Source organism: Bacteroidia bacterium (genome assembly GCA_041391665.1).
Taxonomy (GTDB): domain Bacteria; phylum Bacteroidota; class Bacteroidia; order J057; family J057; genus JAGQVA01.
Map to the genome: position 1 here is coordinate 594,899 of JAWKNO010000001.1, position 22,576 is coordinate 617,474.

The following is a 22,576-nucleotide window of genomic DNA, read 5'->3' on the forward strand; positions in this document are numbered from 1 at the left end:
TACCCGGGATTTGAGAAATGATTATCTTTACAGAGTAAAATCGATGATTATTTGATCATAAAACATTGAGAATGGGCACAATAAGACCCTTACAGGAAAAAGTATTTGGGAAATTATTTGAAGCAGCAGAGATAGCCCGGTTTACCCCTGAAGAGAAGGATGCCTATGAGGAGAGCTTAAAATACTATCGAGATTTGAAGAATGTCGTTGATACCTCTCGGGCAGAAGGTCTTTTAGAGGGAATGGAAAAAGGAATGGAAAAAGGAATGGAGAAAGGAATGGAGAAAGGAATGGAAAAAGGAATTGAAAAAGGAATGGAGAAAGGGAAAATTTCAGTAGCGATAGAGTTAAAGAAGAATCAGGTTCCCATTGAAATAATCATGAAGTCAACAGGACTTTCCCGTGAAGAAATTGAAAAACTGTAAAAGATAAATACAGGTAACTTCAGCCCAGCCGTATTGAATGCTCAAGATTTTTTCTGGCAATTGGAAGATTGATATTTTTTGGAGAGATTGTGTATCAAGCGCTTTGCATGGAGTATATGTGAGATATGGTCTATGCATAGCCATTAATCGTAATAAGGATAAATAACCATACATATGAAAAATCAGCATTCGATTTCACTACTGTGTTTCTTGTTGGTAATAGCGGTTGCTTGTCAGCCGTCATCAGACAAAAAAGAGCCCCAAAATGAAAAGCCGCTATTTGACGAGGCGGCAGAAACAGAAGCCATTATGAATGTTATTGAGGGCGAAACGAAATGCTTTTTTGATGGAAACTATGAATGCTGGGCAAAACATTGGAGTCATGAAAACTATGCCTTACAAGCATGGAATAACAGCGACGGTTCAGCTGACGCTGCGGTAGGTTGGGAAAAAATTAATGCGCAAGGCAAAGACTGGATTGAAACATACTATAAGAATGGAGAAAATATCATCCATCCGGTAGTAAAAAGAGAAAAGCCTATAGTGAAGTTTTTTAACGAAAAATCGGCCTATTTGATTTGGAAACAGTACAATGCAGATCAGGAAAAAACCATTTACCGAACCAGCCAGGAAACAAGAATCATGGAAAAAGACGACGAGGGCTGGAAAATTGTAAATGTCTCCGCATTCTGGGATACCCAGGCAAAAATACCGTTTGACAGCCTTAAAATCAATTGAAAAATTTATCCCACACTCACACTATACTTTTTCTGCTTATCAGTATGCTTGTGATGGCAAGAATTTGTTGATGATGTTGATGCAGTATTGAGCAAAACCTTAAATGCTGTTGCGACAATCTTAAATCCTGCGCAAAATTATGACTATGGTTACTGGCACGGAGAAATTAAAGACCCCTTCGGTCATCATTGGATGATTGAAATGAAAAGATAAACTACAACGTTGTGGGTAATGGTGCAATACTCAGATTATAATGTTGAAATTGGTCAATCTCAAAAACTTGTCGTCGACTTGATGCAGGAAAAAAATATTCCTGGTCTTTCCATCGCTGTGGCGACAAAGAATGACATTTTGTGGACAGAGGGCTTTGGATTTGCAGACCTGGAGAATAAAACCCCTGTAAAAATTAATTCAAAATTTCGGATAGGAAGTATATCTAAAACACTGTCTGCTTTGGCAATTGGTAAGCTCATCGATAACGGTCAATTAAAGTTATCAGATTATGTTCAGGATTATGTGCCCTACTTTCCTGAAAAAAAATATCCGGTTACTGTTGGTCAATTAGCAGCACATACTGCAGGTATTAGACATTACAATTTTCAAAATGGAGAACATCTGAGTGATAAAAATTATAAAACAGTAGAAGAAAGCATAGGTGTTTTCAAAGATGATGCATTACTGTTTGAACCAGGGACAAAATATAGCTATTCTACCTACGGTTATGTACTACTGAGTGCCGTAATTGAAGGAGCATCAAAGATGAATTTCATAGATTTTATGGATGACAGTATTCTTACACCTCTGAATTTGAAAAATACTGTGCCTGATTATAATAGTGAAATTGTTGAAAATCGGACAAGGTTTTATTATGAATCAAATGGAAAAATAGTTAATGGCCAGTACGTCGATAATTCAAACATCTGGGCAGGTGGCGGTTATCTTTCCACATCTTATGATCTTGTTTTAATGTCTCAATACTTACTGAACAATCAATTTCTTAAACCATCGACAATTGAAAAATTATGGACACCAATACCTTTGTCGAATGGACAAAAAACAAACTATGGCATAGGTTGGCGGCAAGACAAAGACAGTTTAGGACGAATATATGTTCATCACGGTGGGCTTTCAATGGGGGGGCGCTCTTTTTTGTTGGTTTATCCGGAGGAAGGCTTAGCAATTGCAATGACGAGTAATTTAAGTACAGATTTTGACCAAACTTTTGTACTTAAAATAGCAGAAATATTTATGAAATGATAATTGAAGCAGTATGCACAACAGGGTATTTACACAGTAGAGTAGTCGTACAAAAGTTTTTTAATGAAAAGAATATAGATGTTTGGGATACAATCGTTGACATTTCACAATTGGGCGTAATGATGTGTGGCTTTGACAGTCATATCTGGCATGGAGATACGGCTAGAGCTATCTTGATAAATGTTCATTCTTCTGAATATTTTAAAAAAAGGACGGATTTTCCCGGAACATATTGCTTTACCTATATGACATTCGTAAGTAATAAAACTATTGTCATGAGGACGAATGAATTTCAAATAGAAAGATAACTTACTTATTACTGGTCGGTTCACGATTTTTTTCTGGCAGTTGGAAGATTGACGCTTTATGAGGAAATTGCGGGGAGTGAGATGTGTGATGTGAAATACACGCAAAATTGCGTGTTTAAAAACATTGAAGGGTATTAAAACAAACAATTATGAACCGCTTTTCATTCTTTATTCTACTACTAATTCTATCAGTTGGCTGCCGGCAAACCCCATCCGACAAGGAAACGACGACTCTGCCCACTACCTCTGAGAAGCAGACGTTCCCCACCAAATTGTCCGGATCGACCATCTATGAGGTAAATATAAGGCAATATACTCCCGAAGGTACCTTCAATGCATTCGCCGAACACCTGCCCAGACTGAAAAAATTGGGCGTGGATGTGCTTTGGCTTATGCCCATTCACCCCATAAGCAAAACAAATAGAAAAGGAACCCTGGGCAGCTACTATGCACCTTCTGACTATACTGCCGTGAACCCTGAATTTGGGACGATAGAGGATTTCAAATCGCTCCTCAAAAAAGCGCACGATATGGGCTTTTACCTGATTCTTGACTGGGTACCCAATCACACTGGAAGAGATCATATTTGGGTAACTGAACATCCGGAATACTATATCAGGAATGAAAAAGGCGAAGTGATCTACGAATCTATGAGCCCTACGGATGTTTGGTGGGACACCGCACTTCTGGATAATAAAAACCCTGACACGCGTAAATCGATGATAGCTGCCATGCGTTTCTGGGTAGAATTGGGTATTGATGGTTTCAGACTGGATCATGGGTGTGGGGATAAAATACCATTGTATCTCTGGGAGGAAGCGAGGGCTGCTTTGGACCCTGTCAGAGATCTGTTCTGGTTAGCGGAATGTGGACATGAAACTTTTATTCTTGATGGGAGCTACGCCGATGAGTATGAATATTTGATGAGAGAAGTTGTGAAAGGTGAAAAAAACGCCAATGATCTGTCGGAGTGGATAGACAATGATATGTTCAGATATGGTCGTACGGCTTACCGAATGACTTATACTTCCAACCACGATCTCAACTCCTGGAATGGTACCACGTCTGAAAGATTTGGGGAAGGTGCCAAAACATTCCAGACGCTTGTTTTTACCGCTTATGGTTTTCCCCTGATCCTCAATGGTCAGGAAGCCGGCCTTTCAAAAAGACTGGAATTTTTCGAAAAAGACCCTATCGACTGGGGTGACTCAATGGCTTATCAGCCTTTCTACCAGTCCCTGGTGAAACTCAGGAAAGAAAACCCGGCGATCTGGGCGGGCGATGCAGGAGGATTTCCCGTACCAATTGAAGAAAATGAAAACGTAATGGGCTTTGTTCGCGAGGTAGAGGGCAATCGCGTAATTGGCATCTTCAACCTTTCTGCAGAAAATCAAACCGTTGAAATTACCAATGAGCATGCCTACGGCACGTATACTGATTATTTTTCAGGTAAGGAATATAATATCAGCAATAACCCGCTAACGCTAAAACCCTGGGAATACCTCGTATTTACTAAGTAAACCGAAGGTAGGGCGACATTTTGAATTGCGCCCCCTAAGGTCTTACTCCAAAGCCTTTACTGCTTCTTTCGCCGACTGAAGATCTGGCCTGATCGAAAGGGCTTTCCGGTAAGCAACCAATGCACCGGCTTTGTCCCCTTTGTTGAGCAGGGCCTCTCCATAACTGTCCCAGCAATTGGCGATCTCTGGAAATAATTCTGTATTCAGACGAAATATATCCAGTGCCTGATCATTTTCGTTCTTGCTGAGCAAATAGTAACCGATATTGTTGAGTATCAGATCTTTGGGGTCAGACGGGTGGAAATTGTGAGTAAGTGATGCAAAGTTTGTTTTCACATATTCAGTCCCGTGTTCGGCATATGCCTGATACACACTCAGCATTGCCGGTATGGATGCAGGTTCAGGCTCTTTTCCGTTGATCATGCGAAAGATCCCCATACAGACATTTTCCGCTACAGGCTCGTCCATATTCGCCATAACTACAATGCTGATATGGTCTTTCAACATTTCAAGATGTACGGTATTGTTGCCATTTGATCCGCCTGCTATCGGTATTCCCCGGCCAGACTCTTCATAGATGGGTTTTATCTGCTCGAAAAAGTCGTCTGTTTCGCGGGATTTCGGGCGAATGAGTTTGTCGCCGTAGAAAAAATTGAGATAAAAAGTCATCACATCTTCTGCAGTAGCCCAAAATCCTCCGTCGGGCTTAGGCTCCATGAGAAAAAATAAATTATCCTCCATGCCATCCAGTGTTTTCAGATAGCCGATAGATCGGTCGGGCACAGATTTTACATTTTTTACATAGGTGTTTTTTAATCCTAAAGGCTCCACAATTCGTGATGTTACATTATCGGCATAACTTTTCCCCGTCACTTTTTCTATAATCGCCCCGAGCAATACATATCCGGTATTTGAGTATTCATCACCTTCTCCCGGTGGAAAGAGGAGTTCCATGCTTCGTGCAATCTGGGTTACGGTGGCGATATTTTTCTGCTCAAATGGCAGGTCAAAAAATGCCCGGCTGTGATAATCACCGTAACCGGAAGTATGATTGGCCAGATGGCGAATGGTGATTTTGTCCGTGCCCGGCAGGGTAAATCCATCCAGATATTTGACCATTTTATCATCCCACGCAAGTTTTCCCTCTTCGATCAATTGTAGGATGACTACCTGCGTAAAACTTTTGTTCATACTGCCAATAATGAACTTTGTGTTGAGCGTATTGGGAATGTTTTTCTCTCTGTCGGCCAGGCCAAAGGCTTTCTGGTAAACAGGCACACCATTCTCAGCCACAAGTACCACGCCCGAAAATATATCCAGATCGAGGTATTGTTGCACATAAGCATTTATTTCAGCTTCCCATTTGGTATCGCCTGCGGCTGGCTGTTTTTCCTGCTGTCCGACCTGTGAGCGGCATCCCGCCAGTACAAGCAGGGAGGTTGCGGTTAATAAGAGATATTTTTTCATTGGGTAAATATTGATTTACTCAAAAGTAAACCAGAAACCCGCCTCCCCGGTGAGAATGTGACAAACGCCTTGTCAAAAGTTACAAAATCCATCGTTTATCACATTTTTGAAAGGTTTTATAACAACACTCGAAAGCCGCCGCCGGGATTTCTTATCTTGGTGTTATGAAAAATCGAATACTTGAATGGGCCATTCATATCTTGTTTTGGATCGGCAGCACCTGGCTGATTGTTTCCAGCTTCTCCATTCAATCCACAGAAATTGAGGTTATCAACGGAACGGAAACCGTGCGTATCGTCCGCGACGGAGGACTTACAGCACAACTAACGATCTGTGTGTTTATCTCTGCTATTGTATTTTATACCGTAGTCTGGCGATTGACCAGCGCAAACCGAAACCGTTTTTGGGGGCCTGCATGGTTTTGGGGATTGACGGGCTTGTTCGCATCCATTGTGACCTATTATATCTTTTCTCTTCAGCAGAAAGTGTTTGGGGGACCTCTGATCACATGGAGGATATGGATGGGAATATTTGGCTTTTACCTGATGGCTTCTGTCGCTTATGGCCTTTTCAAAGTATGGAAATATTCTGAAGAACAACGCCAGCAGGTATTGCTTCAAAAAAACACCGCAGAACTCGCCCTGTTACGCTCGCAATTACATCCACATTTCCTGTTTAATGTCCTCAACAATCTTCTTTCCATGGTCAATCAGGAACATAACCCGACCCTTGCATCTGCAATTGATAAGTTGTCTTACTTATTGCGGTATGTCGTGGATGAAACGTCGCAACCCCGGGTCCCCCTCAGAAAGGAAATTGATTTTATTCAGAGTTTTGCCGATCTGCAGGCACTGCGATTTGACAAAGAAGAACTGACCTTTATCATGGAAATCGAAGGCGATAATGATTTGCAACCCATCGAACCCGGCATTCTGATCCCCTTTCTCGAAAATGCATTTAAATATGGGGTTGAGCCTGAACAACATTCCACCATCCATCTCAAGATAGATATGTCTTACCCCGACACACTCTATGTGGAACTGACCAATCCCGTGTACCCCGAAATGAGACAATTAGCATCGGGCGGCTCTGGAATACGTTCGGTGAAGGAGCGATTGCGCATCGTGTACCCTGAAAGACACAGCCTGGAAATTGAAGAGGAAAACGGATTATTTATGGTAAAACTAGAAATTTGGACAAATGAAAGTGATCATCGTTGACGACGAACCCCGGGCGATTGAGTTGTTAAAAAGTTATCTGGTTCATTTTCCGCAGGTTGAACTGGTCGAAACCTTCCGAAACGGGCTGAAGGCAGCCGAATTTTGCAATCGAGAAACAGTAGATCTGGTTTTTCTCGATATCAATATGCCGCATTTATCGGGTATTTCACTGTCTCGGATTCTTCCCGGGGAAATCATGGTAGTATTTACTACTGCCTATGCAGAATATGCGGTCGAAAGTTATGAAATCGAAGCCATCGACTACCTGCTAAAACCCATCAGTCTGGAACGGTTTTCCAAAACCATGCTTAAAATATTGACTGCCAGAACAGAAGAGTCTGTGCCGGCCAAATCCTGTATGATGATAAAAAGCGGTAGCAGAATCTATCGGATCATTCCTTCCGATATTTTGTATCTGGAAAAAGATGGAAATTATATGACCTATTATCTCGAAAATCAGAAAATCGTAGCCCGTGAATCTGTTGCCGAAGCTTTTCAGTCACTGCCCGACTATTTTGTCCAGATACATAAATCGTACATCGTAAACCGCGACAAAATTGTATTTGTAGATAAAGAGATCGTGAGTATTGGGGGGAATAATCTTCCTATAGGGAATGCCTATAAGGAATCTTTCCAAAAATATTTATCTTAGGGGAATTACTACTCAATCCCCTTGCTGTGAAAAACCCTTTCCTCTCCCTATTGTTTTTATCTGCCGGAAGCCTGTTCTTTTTCGGCTGTGATAATACTTCGTCCAACACCACCGAATCGCATACCGCAGAAACAAGTCTCTACATCCAACAGGATACTGCTGCCGGAACCATATCCATTTTACGTGCTGGTGAGACTGTGCCCATCCTTACGCAAAATGCGAAGCCCGATTTCCGTCCCTATCTTCACCCGATCGTCGCCCCCGATGGGAAAGGCTTACTCACGGAGTACAGTCCGGGCCACCACAAACACCAGACGGGCATATACTGGGGATTTACCCGCGTAAATGGCCGGGACTTTTTCCATCACCCTGAAGGTGACTACTGGCGAAGAGTATCCGCATCCGTAGTGGAAGCGGAAGGTACTTCTGTCAAATGGCAAACTGTTTACGATATGCTGGACGAAGCGGGAAATGTCTTGCTCACTGAAACCCAAAACTGGTCCATGCGCAATGAAGAAGGTAAATTTTTTATCGAGCTGGAATGGCAGGGGAAAGCGCAGACAGATATCACAATCGGAAAATACGATTACGGCGGATTATTTATCCGTATGCCCTGGCATGAAGGAATTGCAGGTGAAGTGGTCAATGCCGCCCGCCAGCGAAATGAAAAAGCCGAAGGCCAGCGCGCCTTGTGGGTGGACGTCGGTATGCAGGTGGAAGGCCGCGATGATCTGGCTCATATCGCTGTTCTCGACCATCCTGAAAATACCGGTTTTCCGCAGACCTGGCGGGTGGACGGACAAATGGGCATTGGCCCTGCCCGTGCGCGCATGGGCGACTGGACGATAAAAAAAGGAGATACAGAAGTCATCCGGCACCAACTGGTGGCGTATACGGGCGAACTCATTGATGTTGAGATGACCCAATTATGGGAGGCGTTTGCCGGAGACGAATCGATGTATTCGACCGCGTCCCTCTGGGAAATTGCCAAGCAGGAAGGACGCGAAGCAAAGTTCCTCACCCCACAGGAAGCGGTGGAGGCAATGACTATACAGGAAGGATTCCAGGTAAATGTATGGGCTTCTGAGCCCATGATGACTCAGCCTATGGCTTTCTGCTGGGACGACCGCGGTCGTCTATGGGTCGCCGAAAACCGCGACTATGAATCCCGGGGCACGGGCTTCTCCAACTCCGGCGACAGCCGAATCGTGATTCTCGAAGATACCGACCACGACGGCAAAGCCGACAGCAGGAAGGTATTTCTCGAAGGAATCCCCTTTCCCTCGGCGATAGCCGTCGGGTTTGACGGACTGTTTCTCGGCGCTCCGCCAAACCTGCTCTTTGTCCCTGACCGCAACGGCGACGATGTCGCTGATAAAGAAAAAATAGAAGTTCGCCTTACCGGCTGGGGCATCCGCGACCGCCATGAGACAATCAACAGCCTCCATTGGGGGCCCGATGGCTGGCTGTACGGACTCGAAGGGTTTGCCACTCCCTCCAAAATCCGGAAGCCGGAAGGGGAAGGGAAAATCTACGGACATAAAGAACCATTTCCCGAAGATATTCTGGAAGGGGAAGGAACGGAAATCAACGGCGGTGTATGGCGCTATCATCCAACCAAAGACCGCTTTGAAGTCGTAGCCCATGGTTTCAGCAATCCCTGGGGCGTAGACTTCGACGCCAAAGGGCAAATGTTTATCTCTGCCTGTGTGATTCCTCACCTCTGGCACGTCATTCCCGGCGGCATCTACATGCGGCAGGGTGGCAGGCATTTTAATCCTTATGTCTATAATGATATTCAGACCATCGCCGACCACCGGCACCGATCGGCACACGGCGGAGCGAGAATCTATTTGTCTGACGCTTTTCCGCCTGAACATCAGGGGCGGATTTTTATGGCAAATATCCATGAACATGCAGTTTTGTCGGATATTCTCGAACCCAAAGGTTCTGGGTTTGTGGGGCATCACGGCGACGATTTTCTGCTGGCAAACAATGCACAGTGGATTGGTTTCAGCATGGAAACCGGGCCGGAGGGCGGAATCTATGTACTTGACTGGCATGATGGAGATATCTGCGGCACAGAAGTGCTCAACAAAGAAACCGGAAGAATTTTCCGCATTACCCCGAAAAATTCTCTGGCAGAAAACTGGCCCGGGCGGTACGACGATCTGAACAAATTGACAGACGCACAACTCGCCACTCTGCAAACCAGCAAAAGCGAATGGCATGCCCGCCGGGCGCGACTCATTCTCCAAAACCGCGCACAAAAAGGAAAAATTGCAGCGGAAGCACTCACCACTTTAAAAGACATTTACCAGAAAAATACCAATCAGGACTGGCGGCTGAGGGCCATGTGGGCATTGCAGGTGACGGGAAATTTGTCGGAAAATGAACAAGCAGCCGCCCTCAGCGATACAGACCCACATGTGCGGGCCTGGGCCGTGCAGTTGCTGTGTGAAGATCATTCCCCTTCAGCGGCTATACTGAAAAAATTTGGGCAAATGGCCAAAGCAGAAACTTCTCCTGTCGTACGACTCTATCTTTCTGCCGCGCTTCAGCGCATCGATCACGCTTCCCGTTGGGAAATTGCTGAAAACCTGCTCCGACATCAGGAAGACGCCGACGACCACAATATCCCGCTGATGGTATGGTTTGCTGTAGAGCCATTGGTACAGGAAGATGCCTCGCGTGCGCTTGCGCTCACTTCCGATAGCAAACTTCCGCTGGTGAATATATCCATTGCGCGACGGGCCGTGGATGCCAATGAAGTGGAAACGCTGATAACCTGGCTGGAGAAAAAACCGCGCAACCAGACAGAACTGCTTACCGGTATGCGCGACGGGCTGGAAGGGCGAACAGACCTTACCGCTCCTGAACACTGGCCAGCTTTATATGCCAGATTAAAATCCGACAAAAATGCTGCCCCGCTGGCACAGGAAATTGCCCGCCTGTTTGGCGATATCGAAGCGGCCCAACAATCATTGGCCACACTCAAAAACAACCAGGCGCCCAAAGACCAGCGAATCAAAGCCCTTCAGTCGCTGGCCACACGGCAGCGCAAAGAACTTCCCGCAGCATTACCTGCACTGCTGGCCAACGCAGATCTCCGTATCGAAGCGATCAAAGCTGTAGCGGCATACGACAGAGAAGATTTGGGCAGATTATTGATTCAGCAATACAGTAGCTATTCCTCAGAAGAGAAGCTGGAGGTGATCAGAACCATGTCCTCCCGGTCGCGATACGGCTGGATGGTAACCAATGCCCTGAAAGACAAAAGTATCCCCAAATCTGACATACCCGCGTATGCAGCGCGGCAGTTGCGGCGTGTGGTGGGAAATGGATTTGTCGAGACCTGGGGCCCTGTGGACGAACTTTCTTCAGATAAAGAAGTGGCTTATTCCCACTATAAAAAACTGCTCTCAGACAGAGCGATCAGCACAGCAGATGCGGTGGATGGCAAGCGGGTTTTTCAGCAAACCTGCGGCGTATGCCACAAAATGTATGGCGAAGGCGGAGCGATTGGCCCCGACCTTACCGGCGCCAACCGGCAGAACGTTGACTACCTGCTCGGCAATTTGCTCGACCCCAGCGGAGAGATTCAGGATGATTATAAAATGGTAGTTGTGACGACACGGGATGGGCGTACTTATAGCGGAAATGTCACAGCAGAAAATGAACGGCAACTCACCTTGCGGGTTGTGGGACAGGATGCAGTGATCCTCAACAGATCAGACATTCAGTCGCGGGAGGAGTCGCCTTATTCGATGATGCCGGAGGGATTGCTTAGCAACCTGAAAGACGCCGAGATACTCAACCTCGTCGCATACATGCGCACAAAAGAACAATTGACAACGAAATAGGGAATATTAACTATGAACAAAACATTCATTACACAATCTGAGCGCAAGGAAGAAGTCCTCGACTGGGGAATCCTGCTGCGCCTTGCAGGCCCCGAAAAAACCAACGCCACACAGCTCGTCGTCATCGAAGTGAATATCAAACCCGGCAAAGGGCACAATTTCCACAAACACCCTTTGCAGGAAGAGGTCATCTACGTGATCGAGGGAAAAATCGAGCAGTGGGTCGGCGAAGAAAAACGATATCTCACGCCGGGCGAAAGCGTATTTATCCCTGCGGACAAAGTTCACGCCTCCTTTAATGCCGGCACTACCGACGCCAAATTGCTGGCGATCTTAAGTCCCTGTGTGGGAGAAGAAGGATATGACCTGGTGGAGGTGTATGATCAGGCTCCGTGGAATGGATTGCGGTGAGGGGGGTAAAATTAATAAATGCATATGGGAGCAGACTTAAGATTTTGCCTTAAAACTAGCCAGGATATTTATAATCAAACGAAAGTGGTTTGCGAAAATGTGTTTGTAAGAATATTCGTGCGTATTCGTGATATTCGTGGCCTAAATCAAAGGGGCGAACAATATGATAACCATCTGCCTGGCAGACATTCACAAGAATAATGGAGGAATCAATTATCGATTGTAGCAGAGCGCATCGTAACAAGATATTTCAAAATTTTCTCCTGAGAATCAGTATCCAGGGAATTGGGATATTTCTTATTGGCTTTTATTGCCATTTTGGGTACGATTTCCCCCCACTTCTCTTCTGTGCGGGAAGAAGGTTTTTTTAACCCATGACAGTTGCCGCAATGTTGTTCATACAGGGTTTTGCCCTGAGTTAAGTCAGCCAGTGAATAATTGGGAAATTTGGTCTGAACCCGCTCAACATCCCCCTGAGTAGGTGTTATGAGTTTTGCGGAAAAACATCCTGTAAGAATAAAAAAAACGGAAGCAAATATGAGTTTTTTCATAGTTCTGAAATTTTTCTTACCCGGCAGTTACTTACAATTATCATTGTACAGATCCATATATTCAAAAATAATATCAATCGCCTCCTGCTTCATATCCCGCTTTAAGGACTCATTTATGCGAACATTATTTGCCAGATTATACACCTTGCACCAGTCTGAATCCATTGCCTTTTGGGCTTCTATGAGGGCGCATATGATATTAACAGTATAACTTCCCCCATTCTTTGACTTTGCTTTTTGGGCATACCGGATGGCATCATCAACCTCAAAATAATTGTCCAACGCTTTTAAGTAAGCCATACAAATAATCATATCGCCACTGGCTTTGTTGAGGAAGTCATCTATATTTTTGTATTTCTTTTTCTTTTGCAGGTATGCTAAAAAGGCGGTTGAGTTGTCTTTCCCGTCAATGTTCCAACTCAATTCATTGATCAGGGCGATCTTAACATCCAGCGGGTTTTTCTTATTTGCCAGATAAGCCATCAGTTCCGTCGTTAGCTCACCGTTTGCTTTAGCTGCCGCCTGAACGATTTTGACCTCTTTATAAGCCGCACTTATTCCGGTTGATGTAAGCGGTGAATCAGCTAATAAACCCTGAATGGAGAAAAGAATTGCGGTAAGTAGCACCAAAATATATTTCATTTTCATATCACTAATTTTACTGTTTGCTCATATCAGCGCTGCCTGAATTTCCAGTTAGCGGTTGATCAGCGATAAAGTTAGGGAAAAAAGCGGTATCTTATTCGACCGAAGAAAAAAATGGGATATCTACTCTTGCGTCTTATTCGGCTTCCCTTCTTCCCAAGACTTAGCTATTAAGCCCCAAAAATGAAAAATATCATTCTCTTAACTTTAATCTTTGGTTCGCTAAATCTGACTGCACAGAAGAAGTTGGGAAGTTTTAAGAAGGGCGAATTTAGATTAACATTAGGATTGCCATATTTAAACCATTTGCTTTTGAAGCCAAATGATACGACTATGGTTAATAAAGTTGGTTTTATCGGGGAAAGCGCAGGGCTTGAATATAGCTATTCCGATAAAAAATTTTTAGCATTCAGTTTTTCGTTTGTTGGACTAGCTGACAATCCGCTACCTTTTCCTTTTGACAAAGAGGGCGATTATATAACTCAATATTCAAGTTATTTCAGTATCACAAATAATCATCAAAAAAACAGGATTACCTATGGTTATGGAGTGAATTATTCGATAAATACATGGGCGCAAGGATTTAGGTCTTTGGGAGATTCTGTTTTAAGCACAAGAAATCAAATTACCAATCAAGCGATTGGGTTGACGCTGAATTGCTACTATCGAATTGGAAAATCCTTTAATCTTGGGGCAATTTACAGACCCACTTACTTTCGGCAAAGCAAATCTTTAGGGTCTGAATATGAGCATTTAATAAGTATTGAATTGCTTTGGCGAATAAGATTATACAAAAAATAAAAACGATTACCAGCGATACCTTCTGGGTAAAAATTAGTCTCTTTCAGACTATGATTTTTTTCTTAGTTTGATGGCCTTGCAAACAATAGAAAAATATCAAAATGAAACAGTTAACAGTCGTCTTATTTTTATTTTTTTCATTTAACGCAGATGCGCAAGAGTCCATGCTGGGCAAAAAATCACCAGAACTTGCCTTTGACAAAATCCTGAATTTTGAAAAGACTCAAGCGAATCTTGCCGACTTTCAAGGTAAAGTTGTCATCCTTGATTTTTGGGCGACCTGGTGTAGCCCTTGTTTAAAGTCATTTCCACAACTGGAACAACTTCAAGCTAAATTTCGGGATGACGTACAGGTCATGACGATTACAGATGATCCGGAAGAGAGAATAAAAATCTTTTTGGAAAAGCGAAAAATGATGCTGCCTATCGCAATAGACGAAACAAGGGCGCTTGCTGATATTTTTCCGCACGGGACAATTCCACACGCAGTTGTGATCGATAAATCGGGAATCGTAACGGTAATTGCAACCCCATCCGAATTAAGCGAAGAATTGATCAGTAAAATCCTTTCAGGTCAGGAGGTACATATTGAAGAGAAAAAGGATGTCATAAACTTTGACCCATCATTGCCAATATCTGAAAATGAAAATTTTACATACCAAATAACGATTACCCCATATAAAGATGGTTTTCCTTCTTATTCCAATTCTACAGGAGGAGATGGGCCATATAAAGGCAGACGTATTTTAGCAACCAATCTTTCTGCGAGATCATTATTTGAAATAGCCTGCCAATTTCCGGCAAGAACACGAACAATTGTGGAAGTATCAGATCTTTCAAACTTTGAATGGAGCAGGAAAAATGCTGTTTGCTTTGAGATAATCGTTCCTGAAGAGCTTGGCAATCAGCGGTTTGAGATAATGAAACAACAATTGGATATTTATTTTGACTACCAACCTGTTATAGAAGAAAGAGTGAGACCTGTTAAAGTTCTTCAAAGAATTAAAGGGACTGAAACCAAAATCACTGAATCTAAAAAAGAAACAGAGGCTTCCGCAATTCCCGGTAGCAGAGGATTTTCTATGAAAGGGTCATCCATTGAAAAACTTGCAAATTTTCTGGAAGGCAGTATGCATAAACCTGTGGTTGATGAAACAAACTTACAGGGGTTGTATGATTTAGAAATTCCCTGGTATAATGAAAACCCCGGGCAAATTCATGAAGAGCTTAAAAAATTCGGCATGGAAATGATCGATGCAGATAGAAAAATACAAGTGCTTGTAATCAAAGATAAATAAGAAATATTGGCGGTAATTTGAGATATTACAGAGACATCATTATCTGCGATTTGGCAACTAAAAAAACAAATGATATGGAAGACCAAAAAGATCAGACAGGTAAGTCAACTTCCCCTCTGGATAAAACAACCCCAAAAGTGACGGGAATTGGCGGCATTTTCTTTTTTTCAGACAATCCGCAGGAAACAAAAGATTGGTATGCCAAAAACTTAGGGCTTGAATTTAATGCATGGGGTGCATCGGGTTTTGAATCCAGAGACATCAACAACCCTGACGAGATAAACTCGCTCCAATGGAGTCCTTTTAAAAAGGGAGATGAGTATTTCGCCCCATCCAAAAAAGACTTTATGATTAATTACCGGGTTCAGAATATTGAGGGACTTGTAAACAAACTCAAAGAAAACGGAGTAACCATACTTGACAGCATTGCGACTTACGACTATGGTAAGTTTGTACATATCATGGACGCAGAGGGCAACAAGATTGAACTATGGGAGCCTGTTGACTGATAATCTAAGCGACTTTGTCTGCCATTGCCACCTCGGTTTTGAGCCTCCGGTCAGCTTTTCATTAACGGCGATTTAAAAAAACTGTCCTCATAGAACAAATTTCCGGGATCGTTTTGTACATTTCAACGCGCATACTGAAACATTGATCTCACTGCGCCTCGCGGCTACTCAAGTGTTTTATTCATCGAAAAAGATAAAAGAATGATTGTTGAACCAAAAACTCGCGGATTTATTTGCATAACAGCTCATCCGACCGGATGTGCAAAAAACGTTTTAAATCAAATCGATTATATTAAATCAAAAGGCCAGGTTGAAGGCGCCAAAAAAGTGTTGGTAATAGGGGCTTCAACCGGATTTGGATTAGCCTCACGAATCACAAGTGCTTTTGGTTCTCATGCTTCTACCATAGGTGTATTTTTTGAAAAACCACCCTCAGAAGGAAAAACCGCCTCTGCAGGCTGGTACAATACGGCTGCTTTTGAAAATGAAGCACACAAAGCCGGTCTTTATGCCAAAAGTATCAATGGCGACGCATTTTCGGATGAAATTAAGGCTCAGACAGTAAACCTGATTAAAGAAGATTGGGGAAAAGTCGATATGCTGATTTACAGCCTCGCTTCCCCGGTTCGAACTCATCCCAAAAGTGGTGCGCGCTATAAATCTACGCTCAAACCCATCGGCAACGCGTTCACTAACAAAACGGTTGATTTCCACACAGGAGAGGTGAAGGCGATAACGATCGAACCATGTACACCCGAAGACATCGAAAACACGGTGGCGGTAATGGGAGGAGAAGATTGGGAAATGTGGATCGACGCTTTAAAAAATGAGGATTTACTTTCCCCTGGTTTTAGCACTATTGCCTATTCTTACATTGGACCCCAACTTACAGAAGCCGTCTATAGAAAAGGAACGATCGGGCAAGCCAAAGACCATTTGGAAAAAACGGCTTTCGCGATTACTGATTCTCTTAAGGACATGAATGGAAAAGCCTATGTTTCAGTAAATAAAGCGCTGGTAACACAGTCAAGTTCGGCGATTCCGGTTATTCCTTTATACATTTCTCTCCTCTATAAAGTCATGAAGGCGAAAGGGCTTCAGGAAGGTTGTATTGAGCAAATTTACAGGCTTTTCAAGGACCGGCTATTTCTTGACCATGTACCTACAGACGAACAGGGACGAATAAGAATTGACGATTGGGAAATGCGGGCTGACGTTCAGGAAAAAGTAGCAGAACTATGGGAACAGGCAACTACAGAAACGCTTTCCGAAATTGGCGATTTAAATGGCTACAGAACGGAGTTTTTTAACCTTTTCGGCTTCCATTTAGAAGGTGTTGAATATGAAAAGGAGGTGGACGAAATCGTAAGTATTCCGGGGCTGATTTAATTTTCCGCAAATGAAAAAAATTATTTGGCTGGTCGTCCTTACCCTTTCCATAAGTAGTTTTTGTTCTGGCCAAACAGGGGTAGTCTCAGCAGACTGTGTAAAGGATGTAAAAGATGCCAGGGGAAAGATGAAACCATGGAAGAAAGGCGCATGGGAAACAGGCCGGTATCGGAATGTGTTTTTGGAAGCAGGATATGCTCAGGCTGAGATTGATGCAAAATTGAATAAAGCCTATTACGATGTTTTTGAAGGGCCCGAAAGGGTGTACTTTGAGGTGGGCGATTCGATGGCCTATATCTCTGATTTGAAAAATCACGATGCCCGGACTGAGGGTCTTTCCTACGGTTTGATGGTAGCCGTGCAACTGAATAAAAAAGAAGTATTCGACCGTTTGTGGCGCTGGACTAAAAAATACATGCAACATCAGGATGGTGCCCGGGAGGCTTATTTTGCATGGAGTTTGGAACCGAAAACGGGCAAACATAATTCAGAAGGATCTGCCTCTGACGGAGAGTTGTATTTTGTAACCGCCCTGTTATTTGCTTCAAACCGCTGGGGGAACAATACGGGGATTGATTATTATGCAGAAGCCAGAAGGATTCTGGATGCGATGTGGAGTAAAAACGGGACGGAGGGCGTTCAGAATGTCATCAACGTCGAACACAAACAGATCACCTTTGTGCCCGATAATTACGGCTACAACTGGACGGACCCTTCATACCATGTACCCGCATTTTTTGAAATATGGGCTGAGTATGCCAACGACGGTAAAGAGCAGTTTTACAGAGATTGTGCCGATACTGCGCGCGCCTTTCTTCACAGAGCCTGTAATCCCGTAACGGGTCTCAATGCAGATTATACCGAATTTAGCGGAGCCCCCAAAGCCCGCAGATTCATACCCACAGCTTTCCGTTATGACTCATGGCGGGTGCCGATGAATATTGCGATGGACTATGCCTGGTTTGCCAAAGACAAAGAATGGCAAAAGGATTATGGCAAACGGATTCAAAACTTTCTCTTTTGCAGAGGCATTGACACCTACGAAGACCAGTTTAATATGGACGGAACCCTTCCGGACAGCATTTTGCAAGCCGGGGGGTATAAAAAATTGCGACATTCACTGGGTTTGGTATCAACAGTAGCCACTACATCCATTATCGGAACCCAGTCCAAAAGCTGGAAATTTGTCGATGAAGTCTGGAATGAAAAACTGGAACCCTATGCGGATGGGTATTTTGACCCATATTATGACGGTTTACTGTACCTGTTTAGTTTGATGCATTTAAGCGGAAACTACCGGATCATTACTCCCTCAAAATGAATATTGAAATTCAAATTTTAACGGAAAAAGATACCCCGGAACTCACCTCGCTGATTTCAGTTTTTGAAGTCGTTTTTGAAATGGATCCCTTTGTTTATCCGGACAAAAAATATCTGTCAGGACTCCTGAGTAATAGAAGTTTTATCGCTGTAACAGCCAGGCTAAACGGGAAAGTAATCGCGGGTCTTACCGCTTATGTACTGGACCAGTACTACTCAACCAAGCCGTTAGCCTATATCTATGATTTGGCGGTATTGGCAGAATACCAGCGACAGGGAGTTGGCCGGCAATTAATGGATTTTTTCAATAGCTATTGCCGCGAGAAGGGATTTGAAGAAGTATTTGTGCAGGCAGACAAAGAAGATGATCATGCGATTGATTTTTACCGCTCCACCCAACCGACACGAGAAGACCAGGCTGTACAATTTTCTTATTCTGTGGGAAGTTAAATGGGCTTTTTCTGGCCACTTTGATTTAAACCACGAATGGAACGAATGAACACGAATTTTCGGGTTACCTGTTTTGTTAATCCCGGCAATGTCTATGCCTGTTTTTGCGGCGAATTCCGTCAATACAAAAGCCCCAACAGCCAGAGTCTCTATGTAAGCCATTTTGCTGTTTCCAAACAGCAATTTTTGGCTAAAACTGCTGTTTCTAAATAGCAGTTTTGAAATGGAGGATATTTTTGAAAAAATGTCCGATAAGCGTAATTTTAGCTATAGCAAAAACTGCCCATTCCCATGAGACCACTTTCCCTGTCGATCATTTTGTTTTTCTGTGTGCTGGGTTTCGCTCAGTCTGATAGCATCCCGGTTATGGGAATTGTGGCAGAGAAAGGGCTTCACAGGCTTTCAGGTACTTCTTTTTACCAGACTGAAAAATCAGTAGGTATCGTTCCTGAGGTGAATTTTTTGTCAAATTTTACCGTTGGAGTGGGAGTTTCGAGAGCAAATTTTACGTATGGCGAAGGCATCTCAACCGGATACGGTGTTACCGGCGGATTTAGCTATTCTCCCCTTGACAAACTGGCTATTCCCTACGCATCAGCTTGGTTTAGCGGAAATGTATTTTTGCTTTTCGGGTTTTATGGAGGAATTAAAACCTTGTACTATACCAATGGCAAAAGTGGGAATCTGGCCTTAAGACCTGAAGTGGGTTTTGGAATGGCAAAGTTGAATTTGTTTTACGGGTATAATCTTTTTGCAAAAGAAGGGATAGAAAATGTGTCCCGCCATTCACTGACCCTTTCATATTATCATACCATTTTTCCAGGGAAAAAAAGTATAATGCACAAAAGTTGAAAATTGATGAAAAGAATTATTACCAGCCTCCTGTTTGTCAGCATGAGCATTATTTCCCTGTCCGTGAAGGCTCAAGTTTCTCAAACACCACTGAAGATCGACCTTTCGGTCAAAGGTGCCGATGTGCAGCCTACGATGTGGGGACTATTTTTTGAGGACATCAACTTTGCCGCAGATGGGGGACTGTATGCTGAAAAGCTAAAAAACTACTCCTTCGAATTTGACAATCCTATGATGGGGTGGAACAGGGTGGAGGAAAATCAGGCAAATGGTTATACCTATGCGATGAGTTATACGGTTGCCGGTCCCAATAAAAAATACATTCAGTTGAAAAGACTCAATGCTATAGGCACACTGGGTTTACAAAACAGCGGATTCCGTGGCATCGGTCTACAGAAAGGCGAAACTTACCGGCTGACCTTCCAGGCAAGAAAGGTTAGCGGCAACGCGCAATTGGTCGCTCAGCTTATCGGTTCGGAAAAGGCGCTCCTGGGAACCGCTGTTCAAAAACAATTAACCAGCGAGTGGACCGGGTATGAGCTGAGTATTCCTTGTTCGGAAACCGACAAAAACGCACGTTTCAGATTGCTGATTGAAGGCGAGGGAACGATAGATGTAGATATGGTCTCGCTGTTTCCCTATTCTACCTGGAAAGACAGGAAAAGAGGTATGCGAAAAGATATTGTCCAGCTTCTGGCAGATATGCAGCCGGGTTTCCTTCGGTTTCCGGGCGGATGCATTGTGGAGGGGTTTGACCTTGAAAACCGCTACCAGTGGAAAAAAACGATTGGCGATATGGCAGGCCGGGAAGTGCGGGTCAACCGTTGGAATACGGAGTTTGGGCATCGCCCCACGCCAGATTATTACCAGTCTTTTGGGATCGGATTTTTTGAGTATTTTCAATTGGCGGAGGATATTGGCGCGGCGCCACTTCCGATTCTCAGCTGTGGTCTGGCCTGTCAGTTTAATTCAGGCGAAATCGTACAGATGGGAGCAGATCTGGAACCATATATACAGGATGCTGTAGATCTTATAGAATTTGCCAATGCCCCTGCAAATACACAATGGGGATCTGTCAGAGCTGAAATGGGACATCCTGCACCCTTCAACCTCCGGTTTATCGGTGTCGGAAATGAAAACTGGGGCCCGCAATATATCGAAAGGGCAAAAGCTTTTGCGGAGGTAATTAAGGCCCGGTATCCGGATGTTACCATTGTCAGTACTTCCGGACCATCTCCCGAAGGAAAAGAATTTGATTACCTCTGGGGCGAACTAAAGAAAATGAATGCCGAAATCATCGACGAACACTATTACCGTCAGCCGGAATGGTTCAGGGAAAATGCCAATCGTTATGATAAATATGACCGAAACGGGCCGAAGGTATTTGCCGGTGAATATGCAGCGCAAAGCGTATTTACCGTAAGTCCTGATAATCAGAACAACTGGAATTGTGCATTGTCAGAAGCTGCATTTATGACGGGGTTAGAGCGAAATGCAGACGTAGTCCACATGGCTTCTTACGCGCCTTTGCTGGCTCATGTGGACGCCTGGCAGTGGAAACCTGATTTGATCTGGTTTGATAATCTCTCTGCCTTTGGCACACCCAATTATTACGTCCAGAAAATGTTTTCTACCAACAGGGGAAGTTATGTCGTGCCAGTCACCCATGATAACCATAGCGTATCGGGTCAGGACAATCTTTTTGCCAGCGCAGTTGTGGATACAGCCACCCACGAATTGATTGTAAAAATTGTCAACACTGCACAAAATAGCAGGAAGATAAATATAGACCTGGCGGGTAAATTTAAACTAGCGGCTAAAGGAACAATCACCGAGATGGCGGCAGATGATCTGGCTGTGATAAACTCAATTGAAGAGCCCCAAAAAATCGCCCCGGCAGAGAGCGAATTCGAGCCCGGCAAAAAGAGTTTGGTCATTGAGGTAAAAGGGCAGTCTTTTAGCGTAGCGAAGATTAAAATAAAATGAAACAACTAAGTCTTACAGGAATTCTATTTGTAGCTGTGCTGAATTGCTTTAGCCAGTCTGCGCCCAAATCCGCAATCATAGAGATTCCGGATTTGTTGTATGTGAATGAAGCCGAGGCTGAAAATGACAGCCTTCAGCGCCTTAATCTGGTGATACCGGAGGGAGTGGAAAATTTTCCGCTTCTGATCTGGATTGGAGGCGGGGCGTGGTCGTATGTCGATCGCAATGTGGAAATGGATCTTGCAAGAAAATTTGCCGCCGCCGGAATCGGTGTTGCCGCGGTAGGGCATCGGTTGAGTCCGGCGATTTGGCGCGATTCAAGCTTGACTACAGGCATTCAGCATCCCAAACATATTGAAGACATTGCGGCTGCAGTAAAATGGCTCTATGACAACGCGCCCAAATACCAGTATGACCGCACAAAAATATTTATTGGTGGTTTTTCTTCGGGCGCACAGTTGGCTGCTTTATTGAGCTTTGATAACCGGTATTTGGAAAAAGTGGGTTTGTCAACGGACCTTATCAAAGGTATCATTCCGATTTCGGGAACCTATGATATTGTCAACTATTATGAGGTGATGAAAAACAGCGATCGCCCGGAAATGGCAGATTTGCACGTAAAAGCGGTGTTTGGCGAAAATAATAGCGACTTTATCGACGCTTCTCCGATCACTTATCTCGACTCACTGTCTATTCCCATGCTAGTAATGGTGGACAGGTATTTAATTAACTATACCAAAATATTCGAAGAAAAATTAATGGAAACCTCTTTCGGAGATTTTCAGGTATTGTACATTCACAACCTCACGCATGGAGAATTATGGCGCAATATTTCCCGCAAGGAAAACAGCATTTACCGCGATATGATCATTGAGTTTATCACTTCCCATACTCAGAGTTAGACACCTGAAAAC

Annotated in this window: 21 protein-coding genes; 18 read left to right on the top strand and 3 right to left on the bottom strand. The window is 43.8% G+C overall.

Annotated elements, in window-relative coordinates:
- Positions 1-71: 71 nt before the first annotated feature.
- The 5 genes from R3D00_02375 (at position 72) to R3D00_02395 (ending at position 4,248) form a co-directional block, all read left to right on the top strand.
- A complete protein-coding gene (locus R3D00_02375) occupies positions 72-425 on the top strand; it encodes a PD-(D/E)XK nuclease family transposase (protein MEZ4771999.1) in 354 nt (117 codons plus the stop codon).
- A gap of 174 nt (positions 426-599) precedes the next feature.
- Positions 600-1,163, top strand: coding sequence for a hypothetical protein (locus R3D00_02380; protein ID MEZ4772000.1), 564 nt, complete (start codon positions 600-602; stop codon positions 1,161-1,163).
- Positions 1,164-1,394: 231 nt separating this feature from the next.
- Positions 1,395-2,420: a serine hydrolase domain-containing protein gene (locus R3D00_02385; protein MEZ4772001.1), complete on the top strand. Its 1,026-nt coding sequence runs from the start codon at positions 1,395-1,397 to the stop codon at positions 2,418-2,420.
- Positions 2,417-2,728, top strand: coding sequence for a hypothetical protein (locus R3D00_02390; protein ID MEZ4772002.1), 312 nt, complete (start codon positions 2,417-2,419; stop codon positions 2,726-2,728). Before R3D00_02385 ends, R3D00_02390 begins: the two co-directional genes overlap by 4 nt.
- A 149-nt stretch (positions 2,729-2,877) precedes the next feature.
- Entirely contained in the window at positions 2,878-4,248 is a 1,371-nt protein-coding gene (locus tag R3D00_02395; protein MEZ4772003.1) for an alpha-amylase family glycosyl hydrolase, read from the top strand.
- Positions 4,249-4,290: 42 nt separating this feature from the next.
- Here R3D00_02395 and R3D00_02400 read toward each other — a convergent pair whose 3' ends face one another.
- A complete protein-coding gene (locus tag R3D00_02400; protein MEZ4772004.1) occupies positions 4,291-5,715 on the bottom strand; it encodes a serine hydrolase in 1,425 nt (474 codons plus the stop codon).
- 164 nt (positions 5,716-5,879) lie between these two features.
- Between R3D00_02400 and R3D00_02405 the strand changes: the two genes are divergently transcribed.
- From R3D00_02405 to R3D00_02420, 4 genes are read left to right on the top strand one after another with little or no spacing between them, the layout of a single operon-like run.
- A complete protein-coding gene (locus tag R3D00_02405) occupies positions 5,880-6,935 on the top strand; it encodes a histidine kinase (GenBank protein MEZ4772005.1) in 1,056 nt (351 codons plus the stop codon).
- Entirely contained in the window at positions 6,916-7,587 is a 672-nt protein-coding gene (locus R3D00_02410; protein ID MEZ4772006.1) for a LytTR family DNA-binding domain-containing protein, read from the top strand. The genes R3D00_02405 and R3D00_02410 overlap by 20 nt, the downstream gene beginning before the upstream one ends.
- A 26-nt stretch (positions 7,588-7,613) precedes the next feature.
- Positions 7,614-11,450, top strand: coding sequence for a DUF6807 family protein (locus tag R3D00_02415; protein ID MEZ4772007.1), 3,837 nt, complete (start codon positions 7,614-7,616; stop codon positions 11,448-11,450).
- 12 nt (positions 11,451-11,462) lie between these two features.
- Entirely contained in the window at positions 11,463-11,861 is a 399-nt protein-coding gene (locus R3D00_02420; GenBank protein ID MEZ4772008.1) for a cupin domain-containing protein, read from the top strand.
- A 209-nt stretch (positions 11,862-12,070) separates the two neighbouring features.
- Here the strand turns inward: R3D00_02420 and R3D00_02425 are convergent, their stop codons facing one another.
- A complete protein-coding gene (locus R3D00_02425) occupies positions 12,071-12,412 on the bottom strand; it encodes a cytochrome c (protein ID MEZ4772009.1) in 342 nt (113 codons plus the stop codon).
- A 27-nt stretch (positions 12,413-12,439) separates the two neighbouring features.
- Positions 12,440-13,060, bottom strand: coding sequence for a hypothetical protein (locus tag R3D00_02430; protein MEZ4772010.1), 621 nt, complete (start codon positions 13,058-13,060; stop codon positions 12,440-12,442).
- 180 nt (positions 13,061-13,240) lie between these two features.
- Between R3D00_02430 and R3D00_02435 the strand changes: the two genes are divergently transcribed.
- From R3D00_02435 to R3D00_02475, 9 genes are all read left to right on the top strand, one after another.
- Complete coding sequence (locus R3D00_02435; protein MEZ4772011.1) at positions 13,241-13,858, top strand: hypothetical protein; 618 nt, start codon at positions 13,241-13,243, stop codon at positions 13,856-13,858.
- Between the two features lie 101 nt (positions 13,859-13,959).
- On the top strand, positions 13,960-15,156 hold the full coding sequence (locus tag R3D00_02440; protein MEZ4772012.1) for a redoxin domain-containing protein: 1,197 nt from the start codon (positions 13,960-13,962) through the stop codon (positions 15,154-15,156).
- Between the two features lie 74 nt (positions 15,157-15,230).
- Positions 15,231-15,665: a VOC family protein gene (locus R3D00_02445; GenBank protein MEZ4772013.1), complete on the top strand. Its 435-nt coding sequence runs from the start codon at positions 15,231-15,233 to the stop codon at positions 15,663-15,665.
- A 201-nt stretch (positions 15,666-15,866) separates the two neighbouring features.
- Positions 15,867-17,054, top strand: a complete 1,188-nt coding sequence (locus R3D00_02450) for a trans-2-enoyl-CoA reductase family protein (protein ID MEZ4772014.1) — start codon at positions 15,867-15,869, stop codon at positions 17,052-17,054.
- Positions 17,055-17,181: 127 nt separating this feature from the next.
- A complete protein-coding gene (locus R3D00_02455; protein ID MEZ4772015.1) occupies positions 17,182-18,375 on the top strand; it encodes a glycosyl hydrolase family 8 in 1,194 nt (397 codons plus the stop codon).
- The gene (locus tag R3D00_02460; GenBank protein MEZ4772016.1) at positions 18,372-18,824 is read left to right on the top strand and encodes a GNAT family N-acetyltransferase; all 453 of its coding nucleotides are present in this window, start codon (positions 18,372-18,374) and stop codon (positions 18,822-18,824) included. The genes R3D00_02455 and R3D00_02460 overlap by 4 nt, the downstream gene beginning before the upstream one ends.
- A gap of 291 nt (positions 18,825-19,115) precedes the next feature.
- Positions 19,116-19,676, top strand: coding sequence for a hypothetical protein (locus R3D00_02465; GenBank protein MEZ4772017.1), 561 nt, complete (start codon positions 19,116-19,118; stop codon positions 19,674-19,676).
- Between the two features lie 6 nt (positions 19,677-19,682).
- Entirely contained in the window at positions 19,683-21,662 is a 1,980-nt protein-coding gene (locus R3D00_02470; protein MEZ4772018.1) for an alpha-L-arabinofuranosidase C-terminal domain-containing protein, read from the top strand.
- Positions 21,659-22,564, top strand: a complete 906-nt coding sequence (locus R3D00_02475) for an alpha/beta hydrolase (GenBank protein ID MEZ4772019.1) — start codon at positions 21,659-21,661, stop codon at positions 22,562-22,564. The genes R3D00_02470 and R3D00_02475 overlap by 4 nt, the downstream gene beginning before the upstream one ends.
- Positions 22,565-22,576 lie beyond the last annotated feature (12 nt).